Annotated in this window: 20 protein-coding genes (1 of these 20 cut by a window edge); 12 read left to right on the top strand and 8 right to left on the bottom strand. The window is 72.6% G+C overall.

The window, feature by feature from the left end; translation table 11 throughout:
* Positions 1 to 71 precede the first annotated feature (71 nt).
* From GCL84_RS03730 to GCL84_RS03695, 8 genes are all read left to right on the top strand, one after another.
* Complete coding sequence (locus tag GCL84_RS03730; RefSeq protein WP_235925971.1) at positions 72 to 2,093, top strand: magnesium transporter; 2,022 nt, start codon at positions 72 to 74, stop codon at positions 2,091 to 2,093.
* A gap of 4 nt (positions 2,094 to 2,097) precedes the next feature.
* Positions 2,098 to 2,700 (top strand): hypothetical protein, encoded by a 603-nt coding sequence (locus tag GCL84_RS03725; protein WP_156753916.1) that lies wholly within the window; start codon positions 2,098 to 2,100, stop codon positions 2,698 to 2,700.
* A gap of 1 nt (position 2,701) precedes the next feature.
* Positions 2,702 to 3,703, top strand: coding sequence for a C40 family peptidase (locus GCL84_RS03720; protein WP_156753915.1), 1,002 nt, complete (start codon positions 2,702 to 2,704; stop codon positions 3,701 to 3,703).
* 12 nt (positions 3,704 to 3,715) lie between these two features.
* Positions 3,716 to 4,159 (top strand): hypothetical protein, encoded by a 444-nt coding sequence (locus GCL84_RS03715; RefSeq protein ID WP_156753914.1) that lies wholly within the window; start codon positions 3,716 to 3,718, stop codon positions 4,157 to 4,159.
* Positions 4,160 to 4,162: 3 nt separating this feature from the next.
* Positions 4,163 to 4,378: a hypothetical protein gene (locus GCL84_RS03710; RefSeq protein ID WP_407924360.1), complete on the top strand. Its 216-nt coding sequence runs from the start codon at positions 4,163 to 4,165 to the stop codon at positions 4,376 to 4,378.
* An 82-nt stretch (positions 4,379 to 4,460) separates the two neighbouring features.
* A complete protein-coding gene (locus GCL84_RS03705; protein ID WP_235925970.1) occupies positions 4,461 to 5,879 on the top strand; it encodes an RNB domain-containing ribonuclease in 1,419 nt (472 codons plus the stop codon).
* Complete coding sequence (gene npdG, locus GCL84_RS03700; protein WP_156753912.1) at positions 5,872 to 6,540, top strand: NADPH-dependent F420 reductase; 669 nt, start codon at positions 5,872 to 5,874, stop codon at positions 6,538 to 6,540. Before GCL84_RS03705 ends, npdG begins: the two co-directional genes overlap by 8 nt.
* On the top strand, positions 6,541 to 7,284 hold the full coding sequence (locus GCL84_RS03695; RefSeq protein WP_156753911.1) for a helical backbone metal receptor: 744 nt from the start codon (positions 6,541 to 6,543) through the stop codon (positions 7,282 to 7,284).
* A gap of 34 nt (positions 7,285 to 7,318) precedes the next feature.
* Here the strand turns inward: GCL84_RS03695 and pip are convergent, their stop codons facing one another.
* The 5 genes from pip to secA2 all read right to left on the bottom strand — a co-directional run bounded on the left by pip (position 7,319) and on the right by secA2 (position 14,503).
* Positions 7,319 to 8,269: a prolyl aminopeptidase gene (gene pip / locus GCL84_RS03690; protein WP_156753910.1), complete on the bottom strand. Its 951-nt coding sequence runs from the start codon at positions 8,267 to 8,269 to the stop codon at positions 7,319 to 7,321.
* A gap of 99 nt (positions 8,270 to 8,368) precedes the next feature.
* Entirely contained in the window at positions 8,369 to 9,232 is an 864-nt protein-coding gene (gene panB, locus GCL84_RS03685) for a 3-methyl-2-oxobutanoate hydroxymethyltransferase (protein ID WP_156753909.1), read from the bottom strand.
* Between the two features lie 120 nt (positions 9,233 to 9,352).
* Positions 9,353 to 10,288: an HNH endonuclease gene (locus tag GCL84_RS03680; RefSeq protein WP_156753908.1), complete on the bottom strand. Its 936-nt coding sequence runs from the start codon at positions 10,286 to 10,288 to the stop codon at positions 9,353 to 9,355.
* A gap of 60 nt (positions 10,289 to 10,348) precedes the next feature.
* The gene (locus GCL84_RS03675; protein WP_156753907.1) at positions 10,349 to 12,082 is read right to left on the bottom strand and encodes an NAD+ synthase; all 1,734 of its coding nucleotides are present in this window, start codon (positions 12,080 to 12,082) and stop codon (positions 10,349 to 10,351) included.
* 96 nt (positions 12,083 to 12,178) lie between these two features.
* Positions 12,179 to 14,503: an accessory Sec system translocase SecA2 gene (secA2, locus tag GCL84_RS03670; protein WP_156753906.1), complete on the bottom strand. Its 2,325-nt coding sequence runs from the start codon at positions 14,501 to 14,503 to the stop codon at positions 12,179 to 12,181.
* A gap of 110 nt (positions 14,504 to 14,613) precedes the next feature.
* Between secA2 and GCL84_RS03665 the strand changes: the two genes are divergently transcribed.
* Positions 14,614 to 16,170, top strand: a complete 1,557-nt coding sequence (locus GCL84_RS03665) for an alpha/beta hydrolase (RefSeq protein ID WP_197522996.1) — start codon at positions 14,614 to 14,616, stop codon at positions 16,168 to 16,170.
* A 145-nt stretch (positions 16,171 to 16,315) separates the two neighbouring features.
* Here GCL84_RS03665 and GCL84_RS03660 read toward each other — a convergent pair whose 3' ends face one another.
* The 3 genes from GCL84_RS03660 to GCL84_RS03650 form a co-directional block, all read right to left on the bottom strand.
* Positions 16,316 to 17,935: an MFS transporter gene (locus GCL84_RS03660; RefSeq protein ID WP_235925969.1), complete on the bottom strand. Its 1,620-nt coding sequence runs from the start codon at positions 17,933 to 17,935 to the stop codon at positions 16,316 to 16,318.
* Between the two features lies 1 nt (position 17,936).
* Positions 17,937 to 18,644, bottom strand: coding sequence for an LppX_LprAFG lipoprotein (locus GCL84_RS03655; protein ID WP_156753905.1), 708 nt, complete (start codon positions 18,642 to 18,644; stop codon positions 17,937 to 17,939).
* A 110-nt stretch (positions 18,645 to 18,754) separates the two neighbouring features.
* Entirely contained in the window at positions 18,755 to 19,714 is a 960-nt protein-coding gene (locus GCL84_RS03650; protein ID WP_156753904.1) for a GlxA family transcriptional regulator, read from the bottom strand.
* 70 nt (positions 19,715 to 19,784) lie between these two features.
* On the opposite strand from GCL84_RS03650, the gene GCL84_RS03645 reads away from it, so the two are divergent.
* The 3 genes from GCL84_RS03645 to GCL84_RS03635 all read left to right on the top strand — a co-directional run.
* Positions 19,785 to 21,071 carry an MFS transporter gene (locus GCL84_RS03645; protein ID WP_156753903.1) on the top strand — a complete coding sequence of 429 codons (1,287 nt, stop codon included), beginning with the start codon at positions 19,785 to 19,787 and terminating at the stop codon, positions 21,069 to 21,071.
* A 16-nt stretch (positions 21,072 to 21,087) separates the two neighbouring features.
* Positions 21,088 to 22,431 carry a type I glutamate--ammonia ligase gene (glnA, locus tag GCL84_RS03640; RefSeq protein WP_156753902.1) on the top strand — a complete coding sequence of 448 codons (1,344 nt, stop codon included), beginning with the start codon at positions 21,088 to 21,090 and terminating at the stop codon, positions 22,429 to 22,431.
* A 128-nt stretch (positions 22,432 to 22,559) separates the two neighbouring features.
* On the top strand, positions 22,560 to 25,625 hold the 5' portion of the coding sequence (locus GCL84_RS03635) for an FkbM family methyltransferase (RefSeq protein WP_156753901.1). 432 nt of this gene lie beyond the right edge of the window; only the first 3,066 of its 3,498 coding nucleotides appear in the window; it begins with the start codon at positions 22,560 to 22,562; the stop codon falls past the right edge of the window.

Genomic DNA, 25,625 nt, shown 5'->3' with positions numbered 1-25,625 from the left:
GTCCACGTCGAGCCCGCGTTGGCTAGATTGATCAAGATTGTGCCCGGTCACCCGAGGTTGGTGGACGTCTGATGATCACGGTCATGGTGCTGGTCGGCGTTGTCGCCCTGGTCAAGGCGCGGCGGTTCATCGCCTCCGGGCTCAAGCGCCGCGGCCGCGGCGCCGCGTTGGCGCTGGTCGCGGGGCTGGTCGCGATGCAGGCGCTGATCGGCACGCCCGCGATGGCGCAGGACAACACCTCCTGCGCGCCCAACCCCGAGCGCCCCGGCGCGGGCATGGTCGGCGCCATCGACCCCCCGCAGGGCAACGGCGAGCAGGGCAGCCCGTACATCACCTACGGCTACGCGGGCATGGTCTGGCACGTCTACGACGAGTCCTGCGGCGGCCTGGTCCCCGCGGGCGTGTCCGACCCCGGCGCCACCATCGACACCTGGCTGGGCAACGAGCTGTTCAGCGTCGCCAAGAACATCATCGGCGCCACGAACTCCCTGCACTACACGCTGCTCAACGGCGGCGTCCTCGGCGGGCTCAACGAGCAGATCGGCAAGGCCGCCGACGCGGTCTTCGACAACATCTACACCCAGCTCTTCAGCATCTTCATGCTGGTGCTGGCCATCCTGATGTTCCGCCAGATCTGGAAGGGCGACCTGGCCACGGTCAGCAAGCGCGCCCTGTTCGCGATCGCGGGCATCTGGCTGGCGGCGTCCTCCGCGGTGCTGGTGAGCAACTACGACCGGGTCGACGACCTGATCGTGCGCACCACCACCGGCATCCAGGCGGGCTTCGTCGACCCGGAGGAGGACCGGGTCGTGCGGCACATCCTGCCGACCGAGCTGCACAACAAGGTCGTCTACGAGAACTGGGCGCGCGGCGAGTTCGGCGCGCCGGACTCCCCGCAGGCCATCGAGTACGGCCCCAAGCTGCTCGCCGCGCAGGCCTGGACCCGCGACGACGTGGTCACCGGCCGCGACGCCGACAACGCCGCCGAGCAGGCCAAGAAGGCCGAGTACACCGCCATCGCGGGCCAGCTCGGCCCGGCGACCGGCTACTTCAAGGGCACCGACGGCTCCCGCACCGGCGCGGGCATCCTGTCGCTGTTCCAGTCGATCGTGTACTCGCTGTTCCAGCTCTTCGCGAAGCTGTCGGTGCTGCTGGCCCAGCTCCTGCTGCGCGTCCTCGCGCTGACCGCGCCGATCATCGGCCTGGTCGCGCTGATCCACCACGACATCCTGCGCAAGGTCGGCAGGGCCGTCGGCGCGGTGGTGCTCAACGTGCTGGTGCTGGCGATGCTGGCCGGGGTGCACTTCAAGTTCCTCGAGCTGATCTTCTCCCCGACCGCGCAGCTCAACCTGCTCACCCAGATGCTGCTGGCCGCCGCGGTGACCATGGTGTTCTTCCTGGTCGGCCGCCCGATGCGGCGGATGTGGCAGATGCTGGAGCTGTCGGTGGGCGCGGCCGGGGCGTCGATGCCCGAGGCCGGGTCCGGCCTGTTCAGCCGGTTCCGCCGCAACAAGCACCAGGGCCCCACCCCGCAGGACGAGTTCTGGGAGACCGTGCGCGACGGCGAGGCCGCCGAGCGCGGCGCCCTGGCCACCACCGACTCGGGCCGCCGCCCGCGCCCGGAGGCGGGCAACCCGGTCACCGTCACCGCCACGGCCGAGCGCGCCGACGGCCGCGGCCGCACCGCCGCGGGCGCCATCGGCGGCTCCCGGCCGCTCATCGAGTCCTCGCGCTCGGAGTCCGGGCAGCTCGTGGTCACCCCCGGCCGGGGGTCGCCGGGCAGCCGCGTCGTCGTCGACGGCGCCAGCCGGACCATCGACACCGCCCCGGTCGCCGACCGGGGCTGGGACCGCGGCGAGGACGCCGTGGTGGTGCCGTCGATGGTCGCGTCTCGCGGCGCCTCGTTCGACGCGCCCGTCGAGCGCGCCCCGCAGCAGCCCGCGCCGCGCGCCGCCGAGGTCGAGATGGTGCAGGGCAGGCCCGCCCACGTGGTCTACCGCCCGTCGCGCGGCCTCGAGGTCGCCCCGGACGCCCCGCCGAGGCGGATCTCGCTCAACGACGGCCCGCTCGAGACCGACTCGGCGGTGAGGTGAGCCCATGCCGATCCGCACCAACCGCGGCCGCGCCGCGGTGTACCGCAAGCTGTGGGGTTGGCCGCTGCGCTCCCCACGGCACCTCGCGGTCGCCGCGTTCGCGCTGGTGGTGCTGATCGCGGCCATCGGGTTCGTGGTCCCCGGCCTGGTCGGCGACCGCACGCCCCCGGCGTCGCAGAACCCGGTCGCGGGCGCGGCGTCGGCGATCCCGTCCGGGACCTCGGGCAGCACCAGGACCTCGACCCCGGCGCAGACCAGGCTCACCGGGCCCAGCGAGACCCCCAGTTCCGTGCCGCCCGCGCCGGGCGCGCTGGCGGTCGCGCGGCAGTGGACCGAGAAGTGGGTCAACCACCCGACCGGCATCACCTCGGCCGAGTGGGTCGAGGGGATGCGCCCGTTCACCACCGAGGAGTTCCTGCCGAGGATGGAGACGGTCGACCCGGAGAACGTGCGCGCCACGCGGGTCACCGGGGAGCCGGAGGCCGTCCGCTCCTACCCGAAGTCCGTGCAGGCCAGGGTGCCCACGGACGAGGGCGACCTGCTGCTGACCGTCATCGACACCGGCGCCGGGCAGTGGCGCGTCGCCGACTACGAGCAAGGGGACTGACATGCGGGGGACGGTGATCACCGGGGTGGCCGTGGCGGGTGTGCTCGCCGTCGTCGTCGGCACCGGCGTGGCCACGGTTGTCGGCCAGTCCGAGCAGCCCGCCAACCAGGTGCGGCTGGCCTCGTGCAACGCCAGCCTCGGACCCATCACCACCGGCCCGGCCGGGTCGGGCGCGGAGGCCGCTGCCAACCTCACCGGCGAGCAGCGCGGCACCGTCGCGGCCATCATCCAGATCGGCCAGCAGCGCGAGCTGCCCCCGCTGGCCTGGCAGGTCGCCATCCAGGCGGGCATGACCGAGTCGGGCCTGCGCAGCCTGTCCTACGGCGACCGGGACTCCCTGGGCATCTTCCAGATGCGCCCCTCGATGGGCTGGGGCACCCCGCAGCAGGTCACCGACCCCACCTACGCCATCAACAAGTTCTACGACGTCCTGCTCGACATCGACGGCTGGGAGGGGCAGCGCCCCGGCGACTCGGCCCAGGACGTCGAGCGCTCGGCCTTCCCGGACCGGTACCACCGCTGGGAGTCGATGGCCGCGCACCTCATCGGCGACGTCGGCCAGGTCGCCAACTTCACCGGCTGCGGCCAGGGCGTCGGCAACCTGCTGCCCGCCCCCACCGCCGCGGCGGGCTCCGCCATCCAATGGGCGCTCGGCCAGCAGGGCAAGCCCTACCAGTGGGGCGCCCTGGTCAACCAGCAGAACTCCTACGACTGCTCCAGCCTGATGCTGCAGTCCTACCGGTCCGCGGGCATCCAGCTCCCGCGGACCTCCCGCGAGCAGTACCGCGCGGGCGCCCTGCTGCCCTTGGAGCAGGCCCAGCCCGGTGACATGCTGTTCTGGGCCCGGGACACCTCGGACCCCAGCACCATCCACCACGTGGCCATGTACCTGGGCGACAACAAGATCGTCGAAGCCCAGCAGACCGGTGTGCCGGTGCACATCCGGCCGCTGAAGTTCACCGAGGGCGGGCTGATGGCCCAGGCCGTCCGACCCGGTGTGTAGCAAGGAGTCGCCGTGTACAACGACCCCAGGAAGCCGCTCCGCGAGTACCTCGAGTCGTCCCGCAAGCCCGGTGTGAGCCAGCAGTACGCGGTCGTCCCGCGTTCGCTGGCCGAGGGCATGCCGATCCCGTGGCAGCAGCAGATGGCCCAGCTCATGCACGAGTTCCACCAGGTCTACGCCCACCTGGACTGGCCCGAGTACCGGGTCGTGCCCTCGCGCCGCGAACGCCTCGTCGACCTCGACGAGGACCAGCTCGCCGAGGTCGGCTGCTTCGTCGAGATCGATGTCGACGGGGAGATGGTCTACCGCGAGCGCAACGGCAAGCGGATCGAGGACCCGGAGTCGCAGACCGTGCTGGTCTCGTGCCTGGACCCGATCCCCAGCCAGCACGAGAACGCCAACCAGGACACCCCGCCGCGGGGCATCCCCATGCAGCAGTCACCGGGCTGGAGTTAGCTGATGGCCATGTTCAACAGGAACAAGGACCCCAACCCCGACACCCGCTGGTGGTACAACACCAAGACCAACCAGGTCGAGCACGGTGACATCGGCAAGGCCATCGACCGCATGGGCCCCTACCCGGACCGCGAGTCGGCCGAGCGCGCCCTGCAGGCCGCCCGCGAGCGCACCGAGGCCGAGGACCGCAAGGACAAGGACTGGCAGGAGAAGGAGTAGCCCTCCGCGCCGCGGGCCTGGCCGGGACCGCGCCCTCCGGCGTTTCCGGCGGCGGGCGCGGGTGAGCCGATAGTGTGCGGTGGTGGACACCAGCGCGTTCCATCGGGTCAGGCAGGACTTCTCGCTCCCGGACGAGTACCCGCGGCCCGCCCTCGACGAGGCCGAGCACGCCGCGGCCACCGCCCCGGCGGGCAGCAGGCGCGACGCGACCGACGTCCCGCTGGTCACCATCGACCCGCCCGGGGCGCGCGACCTCGACCAGGCCATGGCGATCGAGCGGGTCGGCGACGGCTACCGGGTCCACTACGCGATCGCCGACGTCGGCGCGTTCGTCGTGCCCGAGGGCGAGCTCGACCAGGAGGCCCGCGGGCGCGGGCAGACCCTCTACCTGCCCGACGGCAAGGTGCCGCTGCACCCGCCGGTCCTGTCCGAGGCCGTGGCGAGCCTGCTGCCGGACCAGACGGCCCCCGCCGCGCTGTGGACCATCGACCTCGACCACCGCGGCGAGCTGGTCGACGCCCGGGTCGACCGCGCGCTGGTCCGGTCGCGGGCCCAGTTGGAGTACCGGACCGCGCTGGCCGAGGGGCACGAGTCGATCGCCCTGCTGCCCGAGGTGGGCAGGCTGCGCCGGGAGCGGGCCATCGAGCGCGGGGCCGTCGAGCTGCAACTGCCCGACCAGCGGGTCGAGCGCGACGGCGACGGGTGGCGGCTGGCGCTGCGGCTGCGCAACGACACCGACGCCTGGAACGCCGAGATCTCCCTGCTGACCGGGACCGCCGCGGCGAAGATCATGATTGACGCGCGGATCGGCGTCCTGCGCACCCTGCCCCCCGTCGACCCCGAGGCGGTGGAGTGGCTGCGGCGCTCGGCCGCGACGCTGGGCCTGGACTGGCCCGCCGCCGTGCCGGTCGCGCGGTTCCTCAGCGGGCTCGACGCCGCACGGCCCGGGGTGATGGCGCTGTACATGGACGCCACCCGGCTGCTGCGCGGCGCCGGGTACACGGTGTTCGACGGGGCCGAGCCCGAGCTCAGCGAGCACGCGGGCATCGCGGCGCCGTACGCGCACGTCACCGCCCCGCTGCGCAGGCTCGTCGACCGGTTCGCCACCGAGGTGTGCCTTGCGGTGTGCGCGGGGGAGCCGGTGCCGGAGTGGGTGCGCACGGCGCTGCCGACGCTGCCCGACCTGATGGCGGCCTCCGACGGGCTCGCCGCCAAGGTCGACCGGGCGTGCCTGGACCAGGTGGAGGCGTGGGTGCTCGCCGACCGGGTCGGCGAGGAGTTCGACGCGGTCGTGCTGCGGGCGGGCGCCGAGTCCGCCGAGGTGTTCATCGTCGAGCCGCCGGTGCTGGCCAGGTGCGCGGGCGCCGGACTGCCGGAGGGGGCGACGATCCGGGTCCGGCTGACCGAGGTCGACGTCGACCGCCGTCGGGTGTCGTTCGCCCCGGCGACTACCTTGGTGCCGGGGCGGGACGAGGGAACGGAAGGGACTGCGCGTGACTGACGTCAGCAAGCTCAAGGTCGGCGTCCTGGGCGGCACCGGGCCGCAGGGCAAGGGCCTGGCCCTGCGCTGGGCGGCCGCGGGCATCCCGGTCGTGCTCGGCTCCCGGGCCGCGGACCGGGCCGAGACCGCCGCCGCCGAGCTGCGCGGGCTGGCCGGGGTCGACCACATCACCGGCCTGGACAACGCGGGCTGCGCCGCCGACGCCGACGTGGTCCTGGTCGCCGTGCCCTGGGACGGCCACCGCGACCTGCTGGCGGCGCTGCGCGACGAGCTGACGGGCAAGATCGTCATCGACTGCGTCAACCCGCTCGGCTTCGACAAGCAGGGCCCGTTCGCGCTGCCGGTGCAGGAGGGCAGCGCCGCCCAGCAGGCCGAGCAGGTCCTGCCGGACTCCCGGGTCACCGCCGCGTTCCACCACGTCTCCGCGGTCTCGCTGGCCGACCTGTCGATCACCGACCTGGACATGGACGTCCTCGTCCTCGGCGACGACCGCGAGGCCACCGACCTCGTCCGCGCCCTCGCCGACGCCATCCCCGGCTTCCGCGGCGTCTACGGCGGCAGGCTGCGCAACGCCCACCAGGTCGAGGCGCTGACGGCGAACCTCATCGCCATCAACCGCCGGTACAAGGCCCACGCGGGCCTGCGGATCACCGACATCTAGGTGCCCACCGACGACCTGGGCGCCGAGGTCCCGCTGGCTGACCACCCGCGCCGGGTGGTCAGCCTGGTCCCGTCGCTGACCGACGCCATCGCACCGCTGACGACCCTGGTCGGGGCCACTGACTACTGCACCCACCCCGCCGACCTGGACGTCGTCCGGATCGGTGGCTCGAAGTACCCCTCGGTGGACAAGATCCTGGCCCTGTCACCCGATCTGGTGGTTGGCAACGCCGAGGAGAACCGTCCAGGCGATGTCAGCGACCTGAGAAGTGCAGGGGTCGCCGTCTGGGTCACCGAGGCCCCCGCGACGGTCCCGGCCGCTCTGGAGTCGGTCCGCCGTCTGGTCACGGAGGCCCTGGGGGCGCGGGTTCCCGACTGGCTGCTGGAGGCGGCCGAGCTCTGGGCCACACCACGACCGCACCGGGCGACGGCGATCGTCCCGGTCTGGCGCAAGCCGTGGATCGTCCTGGGCCGCGACACCTTCGCCGGGGACGTGCTGCTGCGGCTGGGCGTCTCGAACGCCTACGCCGAGCACCCCGAGCGCTACCCGCGGCCGCCGCTGTCGGAGCTGGTCGACACCGAGGCCGACCTGGTGGTGCTCCCGGACGAGCCCTACGAGTTCACGGCCGACGACGGGCCGGGCTTCTTCCCGGGCAAGCGCCCCGTGCTGGTCAACGGCCGCTACCTGACCTGGTACGGGCCGTCACTGCTCGACGCCTGGCACGCCCTCGACGCCGCTTTCTAGGCCGTGTACTCAGAAGCCGCTCCCGGCACACGGCCTAACGGAACTCGTCCGTCGCCTCGCGCAGCGCGTCGAGCACGCCGTGGTCGGAGGTGGCGTGGCCCGCGCCGGGCAGGATGTTCAGCCGGGAGTCCGGCCAGGCCTGGCGCAGCTCCCACGCGGTGACCGGTGGGCAGACCACGTCGTAGCGGCCCTGGACGATGCGCCCCGGGATGCCCGCCAGCGCTCCCGCCTCCTTGATCAACTGGTCGTCCTCGAGCCAGCCCCGGTGCGCGAAGTAGTGCAGCGCGACCCGGGCGAAGGCCACCGCGAACCGCGGCTCGGAGTACTGCGCGATCAGCGACGGGGCGGGCAGCAGCGAGACGGTCGCCCCCTCCCAGTTGCTCCACGCCGTCGCCGCGGCCACCCGCACGGTGGGATCGGGCCCGAAGACCATGCCCCGGTAGGCGTCCAGCGGATCGGCACCAGGTGGGACCAACGAGGAGAACTTCACCCAGGCCTCGGGGAACAGCGCGCTCGCCCCACCCCGGTAGAGCCAGTCCAGCTCCCGCGGCCGCAGCAGGAACACCCCGCGCAGGATGATCTCCGAGACCCGCTGGGGGAACCGCTGCGCGTAGGCCATCGCCAGCGTGCACCCCCACGACCCGCCGAAGAGCTGCCACCGGTCGATGCCCAGGTGCTCCCGCAGCGACTCCATGTCGCCCACCAGGTGCCACAGCGTGTTCGCCGACAGGTCGTCGTCCTCGGCGACGTGCGGCGTGCTGCGCCCGGACCCCCGCTGGTCGAACAGCACGATCCGGTACACCGCCGGGTCGAAGTGCCGCCGCTGCACGGGGTGCGTCCCGGACCCCGGCCCGCCGTGCAGCACGACGGCGGGCTTGCCGACCGGGTTGCCGCTGACCTCCCAGTACACCCGGTGTCCGTCGCCGACGTCGAGCATGCCGGTGGCGTGCGGGGAGATCGCGGGGTACAGGGACATGTCGGACATGCTGCCGGCACCGGACCGCCGCGGACCCGCACAGCCGCCTTTTCGCCCGTGCCTTCCGAGCCCCGAGCCGCCACGGCAGCCCGGGGCCGCCACGCCGCCCTAGTGGAAGGCGTGCTCCGGCGCGGGGAAGTCCCGACCGCGCACGTCGTCGGCGAACGCGCGGGCCGCCCCGAGCATCACCCCGGAGAGGTCGGCGTACCGCTTGACGAAACGCGGGCCCTTGCCCCGGCGCAGGCCCATCATGTCCTGCCAGACGAGCACCTGGCCGTCGCAGTCCGGCCCGGCGCCGATGCCCACGGTCGGGACGCGCAGCTCGTGGGTGACCCGCTTGGCCACCTCGGCCGGGACCATCTCCATGACGACCGCGAACGCCCCGGCCTCCTGCAGCGCCAGCGCGTCGGCCACGACCTCGTCGCCCGCCTCGCCGCGGCCCTGGACCCGGTAGCCGCCCAGGTTGTGCTCGCTCTGCGGCGTGAACCCGATGTGCCCCATGACCGGGATGCCCGCGGCCGTCAACGCCTTCACGTGCGGCGCGAAGTGCGCCCCGCCCTCCAGCTTGACCGCGTGCGCCCGCCCCTCCTTCATGAACCGCACCGCCGTGGCCACCGCCTGCTCCACCGACACCTGGTACGACCCGAACGGCAGGTCGGCCACCACCAGCGCCCGCTTGGCCGCCCGCGTCACCGACCGCACCAGCGGCAGCAACTCCTCGACGGTCACCGGCAACGACGTCTCATACCCGTAGACGTTGTTCGCCGCCGAATCGCCCACCAGCAGCACCGGGATGCCCGCCTCGTCGAAGATCTCGGCGGTGTACATGTCGTAGGCGGTCAACATCGGCCACGGCTCACCCTTGGCCTTGAGTTCCAGCAGGTGGTGGGTCCGCACCCGCTTCCCACTCGGCTTCGCAGTCGCCCCGCCGCCGTACGGAGCCGCGACCTCACCCTGAACGTTCTCGGACATCGCTGTTCGACCGTCCTTTCCTCGAGGCCCGCTCCACTGCGGGTCCCCGGGCACAACCGGATGGCTTACCCGCCCAGCGTGACACCCACCCGAACCCCGGACGACCCCCTGGGACGCACCTCACACCCGCCCCATCACCGTTTCCTGGAAGTGATCACCGAAAACGGTGACGTCGGGCAACTGCCGCCAGTCCACAGCGGGTGCGGCACCGTTGAACTGCCAATAGCCGGGGTAGTCGGCCAACCGCGGGTCAACCGCGATCTTCCGCGTTGCCGGGTCGACGGCGAGCAGGCCGCGGTCGAACAGTTGGTGTATGTCGGCCCGCAGTAGCACTCCCTCGTCGGGATCGTGCTTCTTGTGCTTCGCGAACGCCCGCAGGTGGGCGGCGTGCAGCGCTTCTTCAGGGCACGCGCCGGTCACGGCGCACACCAGCCCGTATTTGCCCAACAGTGCCTGCCGGAACGCGGGCTGGCCGGTGCGCACCTCGACCAGCCGTTTCTTGGTCCCCGCCGGGAGGGTCTTGCCAGTGATGGCCTTGGCAGGCGCCGTGAGGCGCACCGAGGACATCTCGAGCAGGTCGAGTACCTTGTCGCGGTCCAGCAGCCGGATCGCGTGTTGGTCGGCCCCACTGATGTAGGGCTTGAGTTGGGCGGTGTCCAGCGCCCCGCCCAGTGCTCGCCAGGTCTGCCCGTAGTAGGCGGTGTAGCGCGTGATGTCGATGACCTCGGTCGCCGGGTCGTCGAAGCCGGACTTGCACGCCGAGCACCAGTACTTCGGCGTCTTCGTTGTCCGCAGTTTGAAACTGGTGTCGGTGCAGTGCGGGCACCGGTTTCGCACCTTGGTCCGGTTCTTGTCCACAAAGACGTACTCGACGATGGCTGCTCCGAGGACCTGCTTCTTGTCGCGCAGCACGACGAGGTCACCCCGCTTCACCTTGCGGTGGTTGGCGACGGTGTCGTCCCAGATGTAGTGGCTCTCGAGCACGTCTTCGTAGCCGTCGTTGCCCTGGAAGTCCCGATTTTCGCCCAACGTCAGCAGCGACCACGCAGCAGTCACCGGCCTCACCCCCAAGATCGTGTTTCAGGGGGTGAGACTAGTGCGGGGCACTGACGGGGATCAGCCGGTGGCGGGGCGGCCCTCGCGCCAGGTGTTGGTGATGGGAAGGCGGCGGTCGCGGCCGAAGGCCTTGAAGCTGATCTTGGTGCCCGGGGGGTACTGGCGGCGCTTGTACTCGGCTCGGTCCACGAGTTGGAGGACCTTGTCGATGACGGGGGGCTCGAAGCCCGCGGCGACCAGGTCCTCGTAGCCGCTGTCGCCCTCGACGTAGTCCTCCAGGACGGCGTCGAGGAGGTCGTAGTCGGGGAGGGAGTCGCTGTCCTTCTGGTCGGGGCGCAGTTCGGCGGAGGGGGGCTTGGTGATCGAGCTCTCGGGGATGGGGGGGACCTCGCCGCGCTTGTCGGCCTCGGCGTTGCGCCAGCGGGCCAGGTCCCAGACCAGGGTCTTCGGGACGTCCTTGATCGGGGCGAAGCCGCCGACGGCGTCGCCGTAGATGGTGGAGTAGCCGACGGCGAGTTCGGTCTTGTTGCCGGTGGCCAGGACCAGGTGACCGTGCTGGTTGGACAGGCCCATCAGGGTCACGCCGCGGCAGCGGGCCTGCACGTTCTCCTCGGCCAGGCCGGTCAGGCCCAGTTGCTCGACGAAGGTCGCGACCATCGGCTTGATCTCCTGCACCTGGTAGTGCAGCCCGATCCGCTCGGCCAGGTCGGCGGCGTCCGACTTCGAGTGCTCCGACGAGTACACCGAGGGCATCGACACCCCGTGCACCGCGTCGGCGCCCAGGGCGTCGGCCGACAGCGCCGCGACGACGGCCGAGTCGATCCCGCCCGACAGGCCCAGCACGACCGACCGGAACCCGTTCTTGCGCGCGTAGTCGCGCAGCCCGGTGACCAGGGCGGACCACACCTCCGCCGCGTCCGGCAGCGGCTCGGCGATCCCGGGCGCGGGCAGCGGCTCGTAGGCGGGCACGGGCATGTCCGAGAGCACGACCCGCCGCACGGCGAAGTCGTCCACCGTGTCCCGGGCGACCCGCTCGGCGCCGCCCGGCAGGTCCAGGTCGAGCACGGTCAGGTGCTCGACGAACTGCGGCGCCCTGGTCAGCAGCGCCCCCCCGGTGTCGACGACCATCGAGTCGCCGTCGAACACCAGGTCGTCCTGCCCGCCGACCTGGTTGACGTACACCAGCGGCGCCCCCGCCTCGGCCGCCCGCCGCGCGACCAGCGGCAGCCGCTGGTCGTCCTTGGCCCGCTCGTAGGGCGAGGCGTTCGGCGAGACGACCAGGTCGACCCCGGCCTGGCCGAGCGCGGAGACCGGGCCGCCCTCCTGCCAGATGTCCTCGCAGATGACCATGCCGACCTCCAGCCCGCGCACCCGCACGATCTCCAGCGCGTGCCCGGCCTTGAAGATCCGCCGCTCGTCGAACACCCCGTAGTTGGGCAGGTGGTGCTTGAACTGCCGCGCGACGACCGCGCCGCCGTGCAGCACCGCGACCGCGTTGCGCGGACCCACCTCGTCGAGGTCCAGGTAGCCGACGAAGGTGGCGACCTCGCCCAGCCCGGCGGCGTCCAGGTCGCGCGCGAGCCCCTCGACGGCCTGCCGCGACGCGCCGCCGAAGGACTTGCGCAGGGCCAGGTCCTCCACCGGGTACCCGGTCAGCGCCATCTCGGGGAACACCACCAGGTGCGCCCCCTGCTCGGCGCCCTTCCTGGTCCACTCGACAACGGCGGCGCTGTTGCCCGCCAAGTCCCCGACAGTGGGGTTGACCTGCGCGAGGGCGATCCGGAGCTGCGACATGGCGCTATCCTTCAGCATGTTTTCGCCTCATAGGCGAAAATGTGACCGGCATCCGCCGCCGATGATGCCACGACCGGCGGGCGGGGACCGCGCAGGCTATTTGACCTTCTTCAGCGACGCCCGCACCCGCTGCAGGGCCTGCTCCGCCTCGTTGTCGAACGGGTTGTCATGGACCATGTAGGTCCAGGTGGAGGTCGGCCGGGTCAGGCCCGAGGCGGCCAGGTCGGCGCCCGCCTCCGTGATCGTGACCGTCTCCAGGCTCTCCGCGGCCAGCTCGCCGATGCCCTTGAGGATGCCCTTGAACTCGCCGACGGCGACGCGGTGGAACTCGTCGATGGGGGTCTCGCGGGCCAGCGCCCGCAGGTGGATCGTCTCGCGCACGTCCGACAGGAACGCCAGGTGCTCCGACCAGCGCTTGTCCAGGTGGTAGAGCACGATCTGGCGCGCGGCCAGCTCCATGGTCTCGGCGGTGTGCTCCTCGACCAGCGACTCCCACACCCGCGGCAGCCGCTCGGCGAGCTGCTTGGCGGCCAGGTCGGTGCGCAGCACGTCGTCGCGGTAGGCCAGCACGAGGGAGCGCTGGTGCTCGATCAGGCGGGTGTAGCGCCAGGTGTTGCGGTGGATGTCGATGTTGACGCCCTCGGCGACCTTCTGCGCGTGCTCGATGAACCGGGCCGAGGTCTGGTCGGTCAACCGCCCGTCGTCGGTGGGCTCGGAGCCCGCGCTGGCCTCCGGCGCGTACTGGGTGACCAGCTCGTCGGCCAGGCTGCAGAACACGATGGACCCGCCGGGGTCGCCCTGGCGGCCGGAGCGGCCGCGGAGCTGGGAGTCCAGGCGGCTGCTGGGGTAGTGGCCGCAGCCGATCACGTACAGCCCGCCCAGCTCGGCGACCTTGTCGTGGTCGTCGTCGGAGCCCTCGGCCCCGCCGAGCCGGATGTCGGTGCCGCGCCCGGCCATCTGCGTGGACACGGTCACCGCCGCGTGCGCGCCCGCGTCGGAGACGATGGCCGCCTCCTGCGCGTCGTTCTTGGCGTTGAGCACCACCGCCGACACCCCGGCCTCGGCCAGCAGGGACGCGATCCGCTCCGACTCGGCCACGTCCAGCGTGCCGACCAGCAGCGGGCGACCCGTCTTGTGCTCGGCGACGATCTCGTCGATGAGCGCGGCCTCCTTGGCCTCGACCGTGGCGAACACCCGGTCCGGGGCGTCCTCGCGCACGCAGGGCTTGTTCGGCGGGATGACCGAGACCTTGAGCTCGTAGAACTCGCGGAGCTGCTCGGCCACCGCCGTCGCCGTGCCGGTCATCCCGCAGACGCGCTTGTACCGGCCGAACAGGCCCTGGACCGAGATGGAGTCCAGCACCTCGCCGGACTCGGTCGGCTTGAGCCGCTCCTTGGCCTCGACCGCGGCCTGCAACCCGTCCGGCCAGCGCTGCAGCAGGGCGATCCGGCCGCGGGAGGTGTTGATCAGGTGGACCTTGCCGTCGCGGACGATGTAGTCGACGTCGCGGGTCAGCAGGGCCTGGGCGTGCAGGGCGGCGTTGACCGCGGCGAGCCGGTCGGAGTGGTCGCCGGAGTACAGGTCGATGCCGCCGAGGGCCTTCTCCACGAGCTTCGCGCCGCGGCTGGTCAGCCAGGCGTTGCGGTTGTCCTCGTCGCGCTCGTAGTGCTGGCCCGGGCGCAGCGTGCGCACGATGGCGGCGACCTCGGGGTCGGCCTGGGCGTCGTCGGTGGAGCCCGCCATCACCAGCGGGACCCTGGCCTCGTCGACCAGCACCGAGTCGGCCTCGTCGATCAGGGCGACGTCGGGCTCGCGGTGCACCAGCTCGTCCACCGACACGGCCAGCCGGTCGCGCAGGACGTCGAAGCCGATCTCGCTGACCGCCCCGTAGGTGACGTCGCAGGCGTAGGCCGCGCGCCGGGCGCCGGGCAGCGACTCCTGGTCGACCCAGCCCACGCTCACGCCCAGCAGCTCGTACACCGGGCGCATCCACTCGGCGTCGCGGCGGGCCAGGTAGTCGTTGACCGACAGGACGTGCACCGACCGGCCCTGCAGCGCGTACCCGGCGGCGGCCAGCGCGCCCGCGAGGGTCTTGCCCTCGCCGGTGCCCATCTCCACGACCCTGCCGTTGAGCAGCTCCATGGCGCCGACCAACTGCATGTCGTACGGGCGCTGCTCCAGCGCCCGCCGGGCGGCCTCGCGGCCCAGCGCGCCCAGCTCCACCAGCGCCTGGGAGTCCATCTTGCGGTCGCGCAGCGCCGTGGCGGCGGCGGTGAGCTCGGCGTCGGTCAGCTCGGCGACCTTCTCCTCGCGCCACTCGATCGAGGTCAGGACGTCCTTGTACTTCTTCAGGTCGACCGTCGACGGTCGCTCCAGCAGACGCTGGAACCCGCTCTTGACCCGTGTCAGAAACGCAGCCACGCTTCCGGCCACCCCTTCGCCTCGTCGATCAGTCACGCAATTCTCGACCCTGCCACCTAACGGTGGACCAGGGGCGGTGAGTTCCGCGTGCGGGTGGCAGGATCGGGCGTGTGCGCAGTGTGAGCAAGGCCGTGGTCCTGTCCGCCCTCCTGCTCGCCGCGTGCGGCACGACCCCGGACACCCCGGCCGAGGTGACCGAGACCCGCGGGCCCACCGGTGTGGTCCCGCAGGGCCTCGACGAATACTACGGACAGCCCCTGACCTGGGAGGGTTGCGGCGCCTACGGCACGACGCCGTTCGACCGCCAGGCCCTGGCCGCGCCCGGTCTGCAGTGCGCCCGGCTGACCGTCCCGCTCGACTACTCCGCGCCGGACGGTGACCGGATCACCCTCGGCCTGCTGCGCAAACCCGCCACCCGGTCGGGGGAACGGATCGGGTCGCTGGTGACCAACCCCGGCGGTCCCGGGGCGACGGGCCTGGCCAGCGCGGCGGTGCTGGACAGCGCCGCGCTCAACGAGCGGTTCGACTTCGTCGGCTTCGACCCGCGCGGCGTCGGCTCCAGCGAGCCGACCGTGCGCTGCCGCACCGACGCCGAGCGCGACGAGCAGCGCGCCGAGGACGACGGCAAGGACGCCGACCTCGCCGAGATCGAGGCCGAGCAGCGCGACTACGCCGCCAAGTGCGCCGAGCGCACCGGCAAGGGCGCGGCGATGCTGGCCAACGTGGGCACCCGCGACGTCGCCAGGGACATCGACGTGCTGCGCAGCGTCCTCGGCGACGAGAAGCTGACCTACCTCGGCCGCTCCTACGGCACCCGCATCGGCACCGTCTACGCCCAGACCTTCCCCGCGAACGTGCGCGCCCTGGTCCTCGACGGGGCCCTGGACCCCACCGAGGACGCGGTGGCCGAGGTGGTCAACCAGCGCCGCGGCTTCCAGAAGGCGTTCGAGGACTTCGTCGCCTGGTGCGTGCAGCGCCAGGACTGCGCGCTGGGCAACAACGCCCAGCAGGCCCAGGACGAGTTCAAGGCGCTGGTGATGCCACTGCGCGACCGGCCGGTGAGCCTCGCCGACGGCCGCGTGCTGTCCTTCGGCGACGCCGAGACCGCCGTGGTGCAGGCCCTCTACTCCGAGCAGGTCTGGCAGACGCTCAACTCCGGCCTGGCCGAGTTGCGCCGCAACAGCGGCAGGCTCCTCATGGCCCTGGCCGACTCCTACGAGGACCGCGGCGCCAACGGCCGCTACTCCACCCTGCACGACGCGTTCATCGCCGTCCGCTGCGTCGACGACGAGCGCGTCACCGACCCGGCCGTGCTCCTCGAGGTCGACCGCCAGTACAAGGAGGCCGCCCCGTTCCTCGACGACGGCGACCCGCCGGTCGCCGCCCCCGACACCTGCGCCTACTGGCCCGCCCCCGCCACCGGCACCCGCGAGGTCCCCAGCCCCGAGGCAGGCCTGCCCCCCGTCCTGGTCGTCTCGACCACCGGCGACCCCGCCACCCCCTACGACGCGGGCGTCAACCTGGCCAAGGCCCTGGGCGGCGCCCTGCTCACCTACGAGGCCACCCAGCACACAGCATTCCTCCAGGGCGTCAAGTGCGTCGACGACGTGGGCGTCGCCTACCTGATCGACCTCACCCTGCCCCCCGAGGGCACCCGCTGCTCCTAGCCCACCACACCACCCCACCCCACCCAAAGCCCCCAGTGCCCGGCCTAGGGAAAGGCTGGATCGGGTGGTTCTGTGTGGTTGGGGGAGGCGATCATGTGCAAGGCTCGGAAGGCGGTGAGGGTGCCCTTCCCCTCACTTTTGACCCTCACGCACATGATCGTCGCAGGGGCCCCGGCCACACAGGACCACCCGATCCAGCACCCCCACAAACCCCCCCACCAAACTCCCGCTCAGGAACGCACCTTCCCGGCACCAGCAACGCCAACACCGCCCCCACCGCGCACACCACACCCGTGATCAAAAAGATCTCCGTGTACTGCGTGAGCAACGCCGACTGAACCGCGTCCTGGTACTCCGCCAACTCACGCGCCGCCACCGCGGGCTCCTTCCCGAACGGCAACGGCAAGACCAACGCGGCCGTCAGGGAGTGGAACCGGTGCAGCCCCCACGCCGACAACGCCGCGAGCCCCACGAGCATCCCCGTCATCCTGGCCACCACCACAGACGCGGCGGCGATCCCATGCTGGCTCTCCGGCACCGCCCGCAACACCGCCGCCGACAACGGCGCGATCACCAGCCCCAAACCCAGTCCAGCGACGACCAGGTCGCTGTCCACATGCGACAACCCGGGGAACCACCCGCCCGCCAGCGGGTCCGCGGGCCAGAACGACATCAGCAGGTAGCCGACCGCGGCGACAGCCATCCCGACCACCGACACCAGCCGGTCGCCGACCCGCCCGGCCAGCCACCCGCCCGCCAGCGCACCCACCGGGAGCGCCACCAGGAAGCGCAGCAACAGCAAGACCCCGCCCCGGTCGTCGCGGCCCAGCAGGGTCTGCGCGAACAGGTCGACGTCGACGAGGGTCACCATCAGCGCCGCGCCCGCGGCGACCGAGACGCCCAGCGCGGCCAGGAACGGGCGCATCGCCACCCCGGCCGGGTCGATCAGCCGGGTCTTGGCCTTGCGCTCCCAGACCAGGAACAGCACCAGCGCCACCACCGCCGCGGCGAGGACCGGCGGCCCCCACGGCGGCAGCACGGCGTTGCGCGGGTCCGGGTTGTAGAGGCCGACGACGGCCAGCGCGAGGGCTGCGGCCAGCAGCGTCCCGCCCACCACGTCGACCTTGACCGGCTTGGTCTCCCGCTTCGGCACGGTCAGCGCCACCGCGACCATCGCCAGCACGGCCAGCGGCACGTTCACCCAGAACACGCCGCGCCAGCCGGTGATCCCGAAGACGTCGCCCCACAGCGGCAGCGCGGCCAGCGCCACCCCGTAGACCGGCCCGAGCACGCTGCCCAGCTCCTGCGCCCCGCCGACCGCGCCCAGCACGGTCGAGCGGTCGCGCTCGTTCCACAGGTCGGCGGCGAGCGCCATGGTCACCGGCAGCAGCGCGCCGGAGGCGACCCCCTGCACCACGCGCCCGACGACCAGCGTCGTCAGGTCCGGGGACAGGGCCGTGACCACCGACCCGACCAGGAACCCGGCCAGGCAGAGCTGCAGCAGCGGGCGCCTGCCGAACCGGTCGGAGGCCTGCCCGAGCAGGGGCATCGCGGCGATGTAGCCGAGCAGGTACCCGGTGACGATCGGGGTGACCTGCTCGAGCCGGTTCAGCGGGATCTGCAGGTCGTCGATGATCTGCCGCAGCACGCTGACGACGACGTAGGTGTCGAGGGCGCCGAGCAGCACGGCCAGGCCACCCGCCCCGATGGCGATCGACCGGGTCCGGCGGCGGAGCACGGGCGCGGCCGTGTCGGTGGTGGCCACGTCAGTTCGGCGGGGTGATCGTGACGTCCTTGCCGACCTCGGACAGCTTGAGCGTCACGGTGGCCTCCTGGTCGCCCTGCGGCACCGTGACCTGCGCCTGCGCGGGCTGCTTGTTGTCGGTCCTGATCCACACGCTGACCGGGACGTCCTGGGTCACGCCCGGGACGATCTCGAGCACCACGTCCTTGGCGACGGTCCCGGAGACCTTGTAGGTCTCGACCCCGTCGACCTCCTCCTCGCCCTCGGTGCGCGGCTGCCGCACCTTGGCCACCACGTTGGCCACGCCCCGGTCCGGGTCGAGGATCGCCGACGGGTCGTAGATGCTGGTTACGAGCCCCGCGGACAGCTTCTGGTACCCGCCGGTCGGCCCCTGGATGAACAGGTCGTCGGGGGTGAGCACGAACTTGCCCTCGATCACGCTGCCCATGAAGGTCAGCTTCACGGTCCCCTGGGCACCCCCGCCGTTCTTGCGGGTGATGTCGCCCTCGGCGTTCTGCACCGGGATCGCGTCGACCTGGCCGTCGACGTTGAGGCTGAAGTGCCCGCTCTCGATCATCCTGGTCGCCTCGGCGGACTCCTTGAGCAGGGCCGCCCCATCGGGCAGGTCACTGACCGGTTGCTGCTGCTCGCTCCCTCCCCCACCACTGGTGCATCCGGCCAGGGCGGCCGTGAGGGCCAGGGCGGCGAACAAGCGACGACGCGTGAACATGGGCGCGATGGTAGAGCGGGGCCGCTGAGAGTGGCAGCGCTCACCCAGGACTCCGTCCGGGGATGAGCACTTCCGGCCTGCTGATTCGGTCCCTGGGACACGTCACCCGGTCAGGACACGCGGAACGTCTTCCGGTAGGCCAGCGGCGACACGCCGATCGTCGCGCGCAGGTGCTGGCGCAGGGAGGCGGCGGTGCCCAGGCCGGACTCCGCCGCGACCTGGTCCACCGGCAGGTTCGTCGACTCCAGCAGGTGCTTGGCCCGGTGCAACCGCTGCTGCAACACCCACGCGCCCGGCGACAGCCCGGTCTCGGCGCGGAAGTGCCTGGAGAACGTCCGCACGCTCATCGCGGCGTGCGCGGCCAACGTCGCCAGCTCCAGCGGCCCCGCCAGGTTCCGCATCGCCCACTCGCGCGTCGGGGCGACGCTGCCCGCGTCCGCCGGTGGGGTCGGGCGGGAGATGTACTGCGACTGGCCGCCCTCGCGCCACGGCGGGACGACGCAGTGGCGGGCGGAGCGGTTGGCGGCCTCGCTGCCGAAGTCGCGGCGGATCACGTGCAGGCACAGGTCGACGCCCGCGCCGAGGCCCGCCGAGGTGAGGACGTCGCCCTCGTCGACCCACAGCACGTCCGGGTCGAGGTCGACGCGGGGGTACAGGGCGCGGAACTCGTCGGCGTAGCGCCAGTGGGTGGTGGCCCGGCGGCCGTCGAGCAGGCCTGCCGCGGCGAGGACGAACGCGCCCGTGCAGATCGACATGACGCGGGCCCCCGGGCGGATGCGGGCGAAGGCCTCGGCCAGGTGGTCGGGGAAGACGCCGTCGAAGCGGGGGCCCTGGACCATCGTGCCCGGCACGATCACCGAATCAGCCGTCTCCAGCGCCTCGGGGCCGTGGTCGAGGACCGCGGTGAAGCCGGTGTTCATCCGGACCGGTTTGTCGTCGACACCGCAGATCACCACGTCGTAGAGCCGCTCGCCGTCGGGGCCGGTGGCCGCGCGCAGGATCTGCGGGGGGATCGCCAGGTCGTATCCGACGGCGACGTCCAGGGCGAGGACCGCCACGCGATGGGTCATGGCCGAATTCTTACACATGTTGGCATTCAGGCCACTTTCTCCGGTCGCACCCAGCCTCCACGCTGTGCCCATGACGCAGACACAGACGCGGACCCGCCGGGTGCACTGGGCCTGGATCGTGGCCGGGGTCGCCTTCGTCGCGCTGGTCGGCGCGGCCGGGTTCCGCGCGGCGCCGAGCGTGCTGATCACGCCGCTGCACGACGAGTTCGGCTGGTCGACCGGCACGATCAGCGCGGCGGTGTCGATCAACCTGCTGCTCTACGGGCTGATGTCCCCGTTCGCCGCCGCCCTGATGGAGAAGCTGGGGATGCGCCGGGTCGTGGCAGGCGCGCTGCTGCTCGTCGCCGCGGGCAGCGGGCTCACCGTCTTCATGACCGAGAGCTGGCAGCTCCTGCTGCTCTGGGGCGTCTGCGTCGGCGTCGGGACCGGTTCGATGGCGCTGACCTTCGTCGCGACGGTCACCTCGCGCTGGTTCGTCAAGCACCAGGGCCTGGTCAGCGGCATCCTCACCGCCGCGGGGGCGGCCGGGCAGCTCGTCTTCCTGCCGGTCGTGGCCTGGCTGGCCGAGGACGGCGGGTGGCGGCAGGCGTCGCTGACGGTCTCCTTCGCCGCGCTCGCCGTCGTGCCGCTGGTCCTGCTGGCGCTGCGCGACCGGCCGGAGGACGTCGGGACCACCGCCTACGGCGCGACCGGGACCGACCAGGCCCCGCCACCCGCGGTCGACCCCTCCCGGGCCGCCACCCGCGCGGTCACCGTCCTGCGCCAAGCCGTCAAGAACCGCACGTTCTGGCTGCTCGCGGGCGGGTTCGCCATCTGCGGCGCCTCCACCAACGGGCTCATCGGCACCCACTTCGTCCCCGCCGCGCACGACCACGGCATGCCGGTCACCACCGCGGCCGGGCTGCTCGCCCTCGTCGGGCTCTTCGACGTCGCCGGGACCATCGCCTCGGGCTGGCTGACCGACAAGGTCGACCCCCGGTGGCTGCTCGGCGCCTACTACAGCCTGCGCGGGCTGTCGCTGATCGTGCTGCCCAGCCTGTTCGCCGCCACCACCGAACCGCCGATGTGGGCGTTCATCGTCTTCTACGGCCTCGACTGGGTGGCCACCGTCCCGCCGACCGTCGCGCTCACCCGCAAGCACTTCGGCGCCGACGGCCCGATCGTCTTCGGCTGGGTCTTCGCCTCCCACCAGGTGGGCGCCGCGCTGGCCGCCGTCGGCGCCGGGTTCATCCGCGACCACCACGGCGGGTACGACCCCGCCTGGCACATCGCGGGCGGCCTGTGCGCGGTGGCCGCGGTCATGTCACTGCGGATCGGGTCACAGCGGCGGGCCGCCCCGGCGACAGCGGCTCCATAACATCTACGCTGCGCACATGGATCGCCAGCAAGAGTTCGTCCTGCGCACGCTCGAGGAGCGCGACATCCGGTTCGTCCGGCTGTGGTTCACCGACGTGCTCGGCTTCCTCAAATCCGTCGCGGTCGCCCCGGCGGAGCTCGAGGGCGCCTTCGCCGAGGGCATCGGCTTCGACGGCTCGGCGATCGAGGGGTTCTCCCGGGTCTACGAGTCGGACATGATCGCCAAGCCCGACCCGGCAACCTTCCAGGTCCTGCCCTGGGAGACCCCGGAGGGCGAGCCGTACTCGGCGCGCATGTTCTGCGACATCGCCATGCCGGACGGCTCGCCGAGCTGGGCCGACCCCCGACACGTCCTGCGGCGCACGCTGAGCAAGGCCAGCGAGGCCGGGTTCACCTGCTACGTGCACCCGGAGATCGAGTTCTTCCTGCTCAAGAACCTGCCCAGCGACGGCAGCGAGCCCGAGCCCGCCGACAACGGCGGCTACTTCGACCAGGCCTCGCACGCCGACGCGGTGCACTTCCGCCGCCACGCCATCGAGACCCTCGAGGCGATGGGCATCTCGGTGGAGTTCAGCCACCACGAGAACGCCCCCGGCCAGCAGGAGATCGACCTGCGCTACGCCGACGCGCTGACCATGGCCGACAACGTCATGACCTTCCGCTACGTGGTCAAGGAGGTCGCCCTCACCCAGGGCGTGCACGCCTCCTTCATGCCCAAGCCGTTCTCCGACCAGCCCGGCTCCGGCATGCACACCCACGTCAGCCTGTTCGAGGGCGACCAGAACGCCTTCTACAACACCAACGACCCGTTCGAGCTGTCCGACACCGGCAAGGCGTTCGTCGCCGGGCTGCTGCGGCACGCCCGCGAGATCTCCGCGGTCACCAACCAGTGGGTCAACTCCTACAAGCGGCTGATCGTCGGCGGCGAGGCCCCCACGGCGGTCTGCTGGGGCCACGCCAACCGGTCCGCCCTGGTCCGGGTGCCCAACTACTCCCCGACGAAGTCCTCGTCGCGGCGGGTGGAGATCCGCTCGCTGGACTCGGCGTGCAACCCGTACCTGGCCTACTCGGTGATCCTCGCCGCCGGGCTCAAGGGCGTCTCCGAGGGCTACACCCTGCCCCCGGCCGCCGAGGACGACGTGTGGTCGCTGTCGGACCGCGAACGCCGCGCCGCCGGGTACGCGAACCTGCCGCAGAACCTCGGCGAGGCGCTGAGCGAGATGGAGAACTCCGAGCTGCTCGCGGAGACCCTCGGCGAGCACGTCTTCGACTACTTCCTCCGCAACAAGCGCACGGAGTGGGACGGCTACCGCCGCAGCGTCACCCCCTACGAGCTGCGCACACTCCTCCCCGTTCTGTGACTGGTCGTGCTCGGGGGTCCGTGTTCGCGATAGTCGCGCCGGGCGCGGCCCCCCGAAAAACACGACCTGCCCACCCATCCCGGTAGCAACCGTCGCGCTCGGGCGGGTGAACCGGTTAGGTTGGCCGGGTGGCAGACGTCGCCCAGGCCCCGGTCCTGACCGCGTGCACTGTCGTGGACTGCGCCGGCCTGCCCGCGGCGCGGATCACGGCCCGCACGTTCCGCGAACAGCACCCGGGGGCGTGGTTCACCACCCTGCTGGTCGACGGGGCCGACCCGGACGACCCCGACGTGCTCACCCCGGCCGACCTCGGGATCGACGAGACCGACCTGGCGGTGCTGGCCACCGGCCACTCCACCGCCGAGGCCTGCGCCGCGCTGCGGCCCCGCCTGCTCGAGCACCTGCTCGCCCGGGTCGAGGGCGCCGTGCTGCACCTCGGGCCCCGGGTCAGGGTGCTCGCCCCGCTCACCGGCGTCGTCGACGCGCTCGCCCAGGCCCCGGTCGTGCTGGTGCCCAAGGTGCTGCGCCCGCTGCCCGCCGACGGCCTGCGCCCCACCCCCGCCGACCTGCTCGCCGCGGGCGTCTACGACGAGGGCTTCCTCGCCGTAGCGCCGGGGGCGGAGCAGTTCCTGCAGGCCTGGGCCGAGGCCAGCCGCACCGACCCGGACCGCGCCGCCGTGTTCCTCGACGGCGCCCCCGCCCTGGTCGACCACCGCGTCCTGCGCGACCCCGGGCTCAACCTCTCCCGCTGGAACGCCGGACAACGCCCGCTCACCCGCGACGCCGACGGCGTCCACACCACCGCGGGCACCCCGCTGCGCACCATCGACCTCGCGGGCTTCGACCCGCGCAAACCGTGGCTGCTCACCGCCGACTACCGCGACAACCCCCGCGTCCTGCTGTCGGAGAACGTGCCCCTCAACCGGGTGTGCGCCGACTACGCGGCGGAACTGGCCGACACCGAGCCGCCCGAGCCCGCCCTGCGCTTCGCCGCGCGCACCGACGGCCCGCCCTTCCCCGCCCCGATGCGCCGCGCGTTCCGCGCCGAGCAGCCGCCCGCCGCCGGGGTCGACCCAGCAGGCTTCCTGCGCTGGGCGTGCGCCGCCCCGGCAGGCGCCCCCGACGCCACCAGGTGGGCGCAGTGGCTCTGGGAAGACGACCCCGACCTGCGCCAACGCTTCCCCGAACCGTTCGGGGCCGACGCGGCGGCCTACCGCGACTGGTGCGCGACCGACGCCGTGCTCAGCGGCAGGCTCCCGCAGCGCGCCGTCCCCGGGCAGACCGCCGACGTCGCCCTCGTCGACCAGATCGGCGTCTCGGTCCTGGGCGGCGGCCCGCTCGCCGACCGCCTCCGGATGGCCGCGGAGGCCTCCGGGCTCCCGGTCTCCACCGAGCCGGTGTACCCGGTCGTGCTCGCCTCGGACGGGCTGGGCGCCGTCCCACGGCAGCGGCACGTGATCGCCGTCCGCGACGAGCACGGACCGGTCCCCGCCCGCGCCGACGAGCGCTGGCTGGTCTGGCCCGCCGTCGCCCCAGCCCCGGACGGGGTGGCCACGCACACCGTCCCGCTGCCGATCGCCGACCCGGGAGCCCGCGACGAGGTGGCCGTCGACGACGCGCGGCGCGTGCTCGGCCTCGACCGCGGCCCCGTCCTCGTCGCGCTCGGTGACCGGGCCGACGACCTGCTCGCCGCCTTCCGCGCGGCCTTCCCCCAGCGCGACGACGTGCGGCTGGTCCTGCTCGTGCCCGACGAGCTGGCCAGGACCGAGGCCGCCGAGCGGCTGCGGCTGTCGGTGGCCCGCGAGCCCAGGGTCCGGCTGATCACCGAGCAGGCCTCGTTCCGGCACGCCACCGACGCCGCGACCTGGGCGCTGTCGCTGCACCACCCCGGCGAGCCCGGGGGAGCGGGCGTCAACCGGTGGCTGACCGACCTGTCGCTGCGCGGCGTCCCCCTGGTCACGATCGCCGGGGGCACCGTGGCCGAGCTGCTCGGCGGGGACAACTGCGTGGTCCTGCCGGTCGACGAGTTCGCCGCGGACACGATGGTGGCCGGGGCGATCCGCGACCTCGCCGACGACCAGGCCACCGCCGACAAGATCGGCTCCGCCGCGCGCACCCACCTGCTGGAGGCGCTGGCCCCCGCCGCGATGGGCGAGGTCGTGCGCAGGCGGGTCGAACTGGCCTACCGGAGCTGGCGGGCGGGCCGGGCACTGGCCTCGGCCACCGAGGACGACCCGCTGCGCGCGCTGCGGACCGCCCGGCACGCGCTGCTGCGCAGGCCCGACACCGACGTCGGGTACAAGATCCCGATGGCCCCGCAGATGCGCCGGGCCGTGCTGCGGGTGCTCGCGCACTACGACTCGCACCTGACCTCGGTGCTCAGCTCGCTCATCGACGGCATCGAGCGCACCGCCGTCGAGCTGGTCGAGCGGCAGGAGAAGCTGGCCGCCCCCGACGTCGACCTGCTGCGCGCCGACCTCGACCTGGTGGTGGAGCGGTCGGCCGCCATGGGCAGGCAGGTCACCGCGGCCAACGACGAGATCGCGCGGCTGCGCGGGGACGTCGTCAGCGGGTCGCGCGCGCTCAACGACGTGCGCTCCCGTCTCCGCGAGGCCACCGCCCCCGCTGTGCCTGCCGCGCCCCCGCCACCAGCGGACGAGGTGCGCCGGCTGACCGAGGCGCTGGAGGCGTCGACCGCGCGGATGGACGCGCTGGAGGCCAGGCTCGCGGAGCGCGACGCCAGGGCCGAGACCGGTTCGTGGAGCGCCGACCAGGCCTTGCGCGCGACCGACGCGCTGCGCAGAGTCGTTGTGCGCCAACAGGAACGCGTCAACCCGGTGCAGACCGCGAGCTCGCTGGTGCTCTGCGACGCCGGGCTGCTGCGGCTGCCCGCGCGGGACTCGATCATGTCGGCGGTGCTGTCGAGCAACGGGGCGTGGGAGCCCGACGTCGCCGAGCTGATCGACTCGCTCATCGAGCCGGACAGCGTCTTCCTCGACGTGGGCGCCTACGTCGGCTACCACTCGATCCGGGTGCTGAGCAGGCTCGGGACCAGTGGCACCGTGGTGGCCGTCGAACCAGACGCCGACGCCGTGGAGTTGTTGCGGCACAACGTGTCCGAGAACGTGTCCGAGTCGGTCGCGGCCCGCTTGGGCGTGCTGCCGGTGGCCGGGTGGGACAGCCCCGCGAAGCTG

The organism is Actinokineospora pegani, assembly GCF_009745975.1.
Classification (GTDB): domain Bacteria; phylum Actinomycetota; class Actinomycetes; order Mycobacteriales; family Pseudonocardiaceae; genus Actinokineospora; species Actinokineospora pegani.
The sequence above is the reverse complement of the archived record's forward strand: the minus strand, read 5'-3'. Positions and strand labels throughout refer to the sequence as shown.

What these genes read in the sequence shown, in the direction of transcription:
- GCL84_RS03730 (WP_235925971.1), top strand. Translation starts at nt 72, where the DNA reads ATGATCACGGTCATGGTGCTGGTCGGCGTTGTCGCCCTGGTCAAGGCG.
- GCL84_RS03725 (WP_156753916.1), top strand. Translation starts at nt 2,098, where the DNA reads ATGCCGATCCGCACCAACCGCGGCCGCGCCGCGGTGTACCGCAAGCTG.
- GCL84_RS03720 (WP_156753915.1), top strand. Translation starts at nt 2,702, where the DNA reads ATGCGGGGGACGGTGATCACCGGGGTGGCCGTGGCGGGTGTGCTCGCC.
- GCL84_RS03710 (WP_407924360.1), top strand. Translation starts at nt 4,163, where the DNA reads ATGGCCATGTTCAACAGGAACAAGGACCCCAACCCCGACACCCGCTGG.
- pip (WP_156753910.1), bottom strand. Translation starts at nt 8,269, where the DNA reads ATGTCCGACATGTCCCTGTACCCCGCGATCTCCCCGCACGCCACCGGC.
- panB (WP_156753909.1), bottom strand. Translation starts at nt 9,232, where the DNA reads ATGTCCGAGAACGTTCAGGGTGAGGTCGCGGCTCCGTACGGCGGCGGG.
- GCL84_RS03675 (WP_156753907.1), bottom strand. Translation starts at nt 12,082, where the DNA reads ATGTCGCAGCTCCGGATCGCCCTCGCGCAGGTCAACCCCACTGTCGGG.
- GCL84_RS03655 (WP_156753905.1), bottom strand. Translation starts at nt 18,644, where the DNA reads ATGTTCACGCGTCGTCGCTTGTTCGCCGCCCTGGCCCTCACGGCCGCC.
- GCL84_RS03650 (WP_156753904.1), bottom strand. Translation starts at nt 19,714, where the DNA reads ATGACCCATCGCGTGGCGGTCCTCGCCCTGGACGTCGCCGTCGGATAC.
- GCL84_RS03645 (WP_156753903.1), top strand. Translation starts at nt 19,785, where the DNA reads ATGACGCAGACACAGACGCGGACCCGCCGGGTGCACTGGGCCTGGATC.
- glnA (WP_156753902.1), top strand. Translation starts at nt 21,088, where the DNA reads ATGGATCGCCAGCAAGAGTTCGTCCTGCGCACGCTCGAGGAGCGCGAC.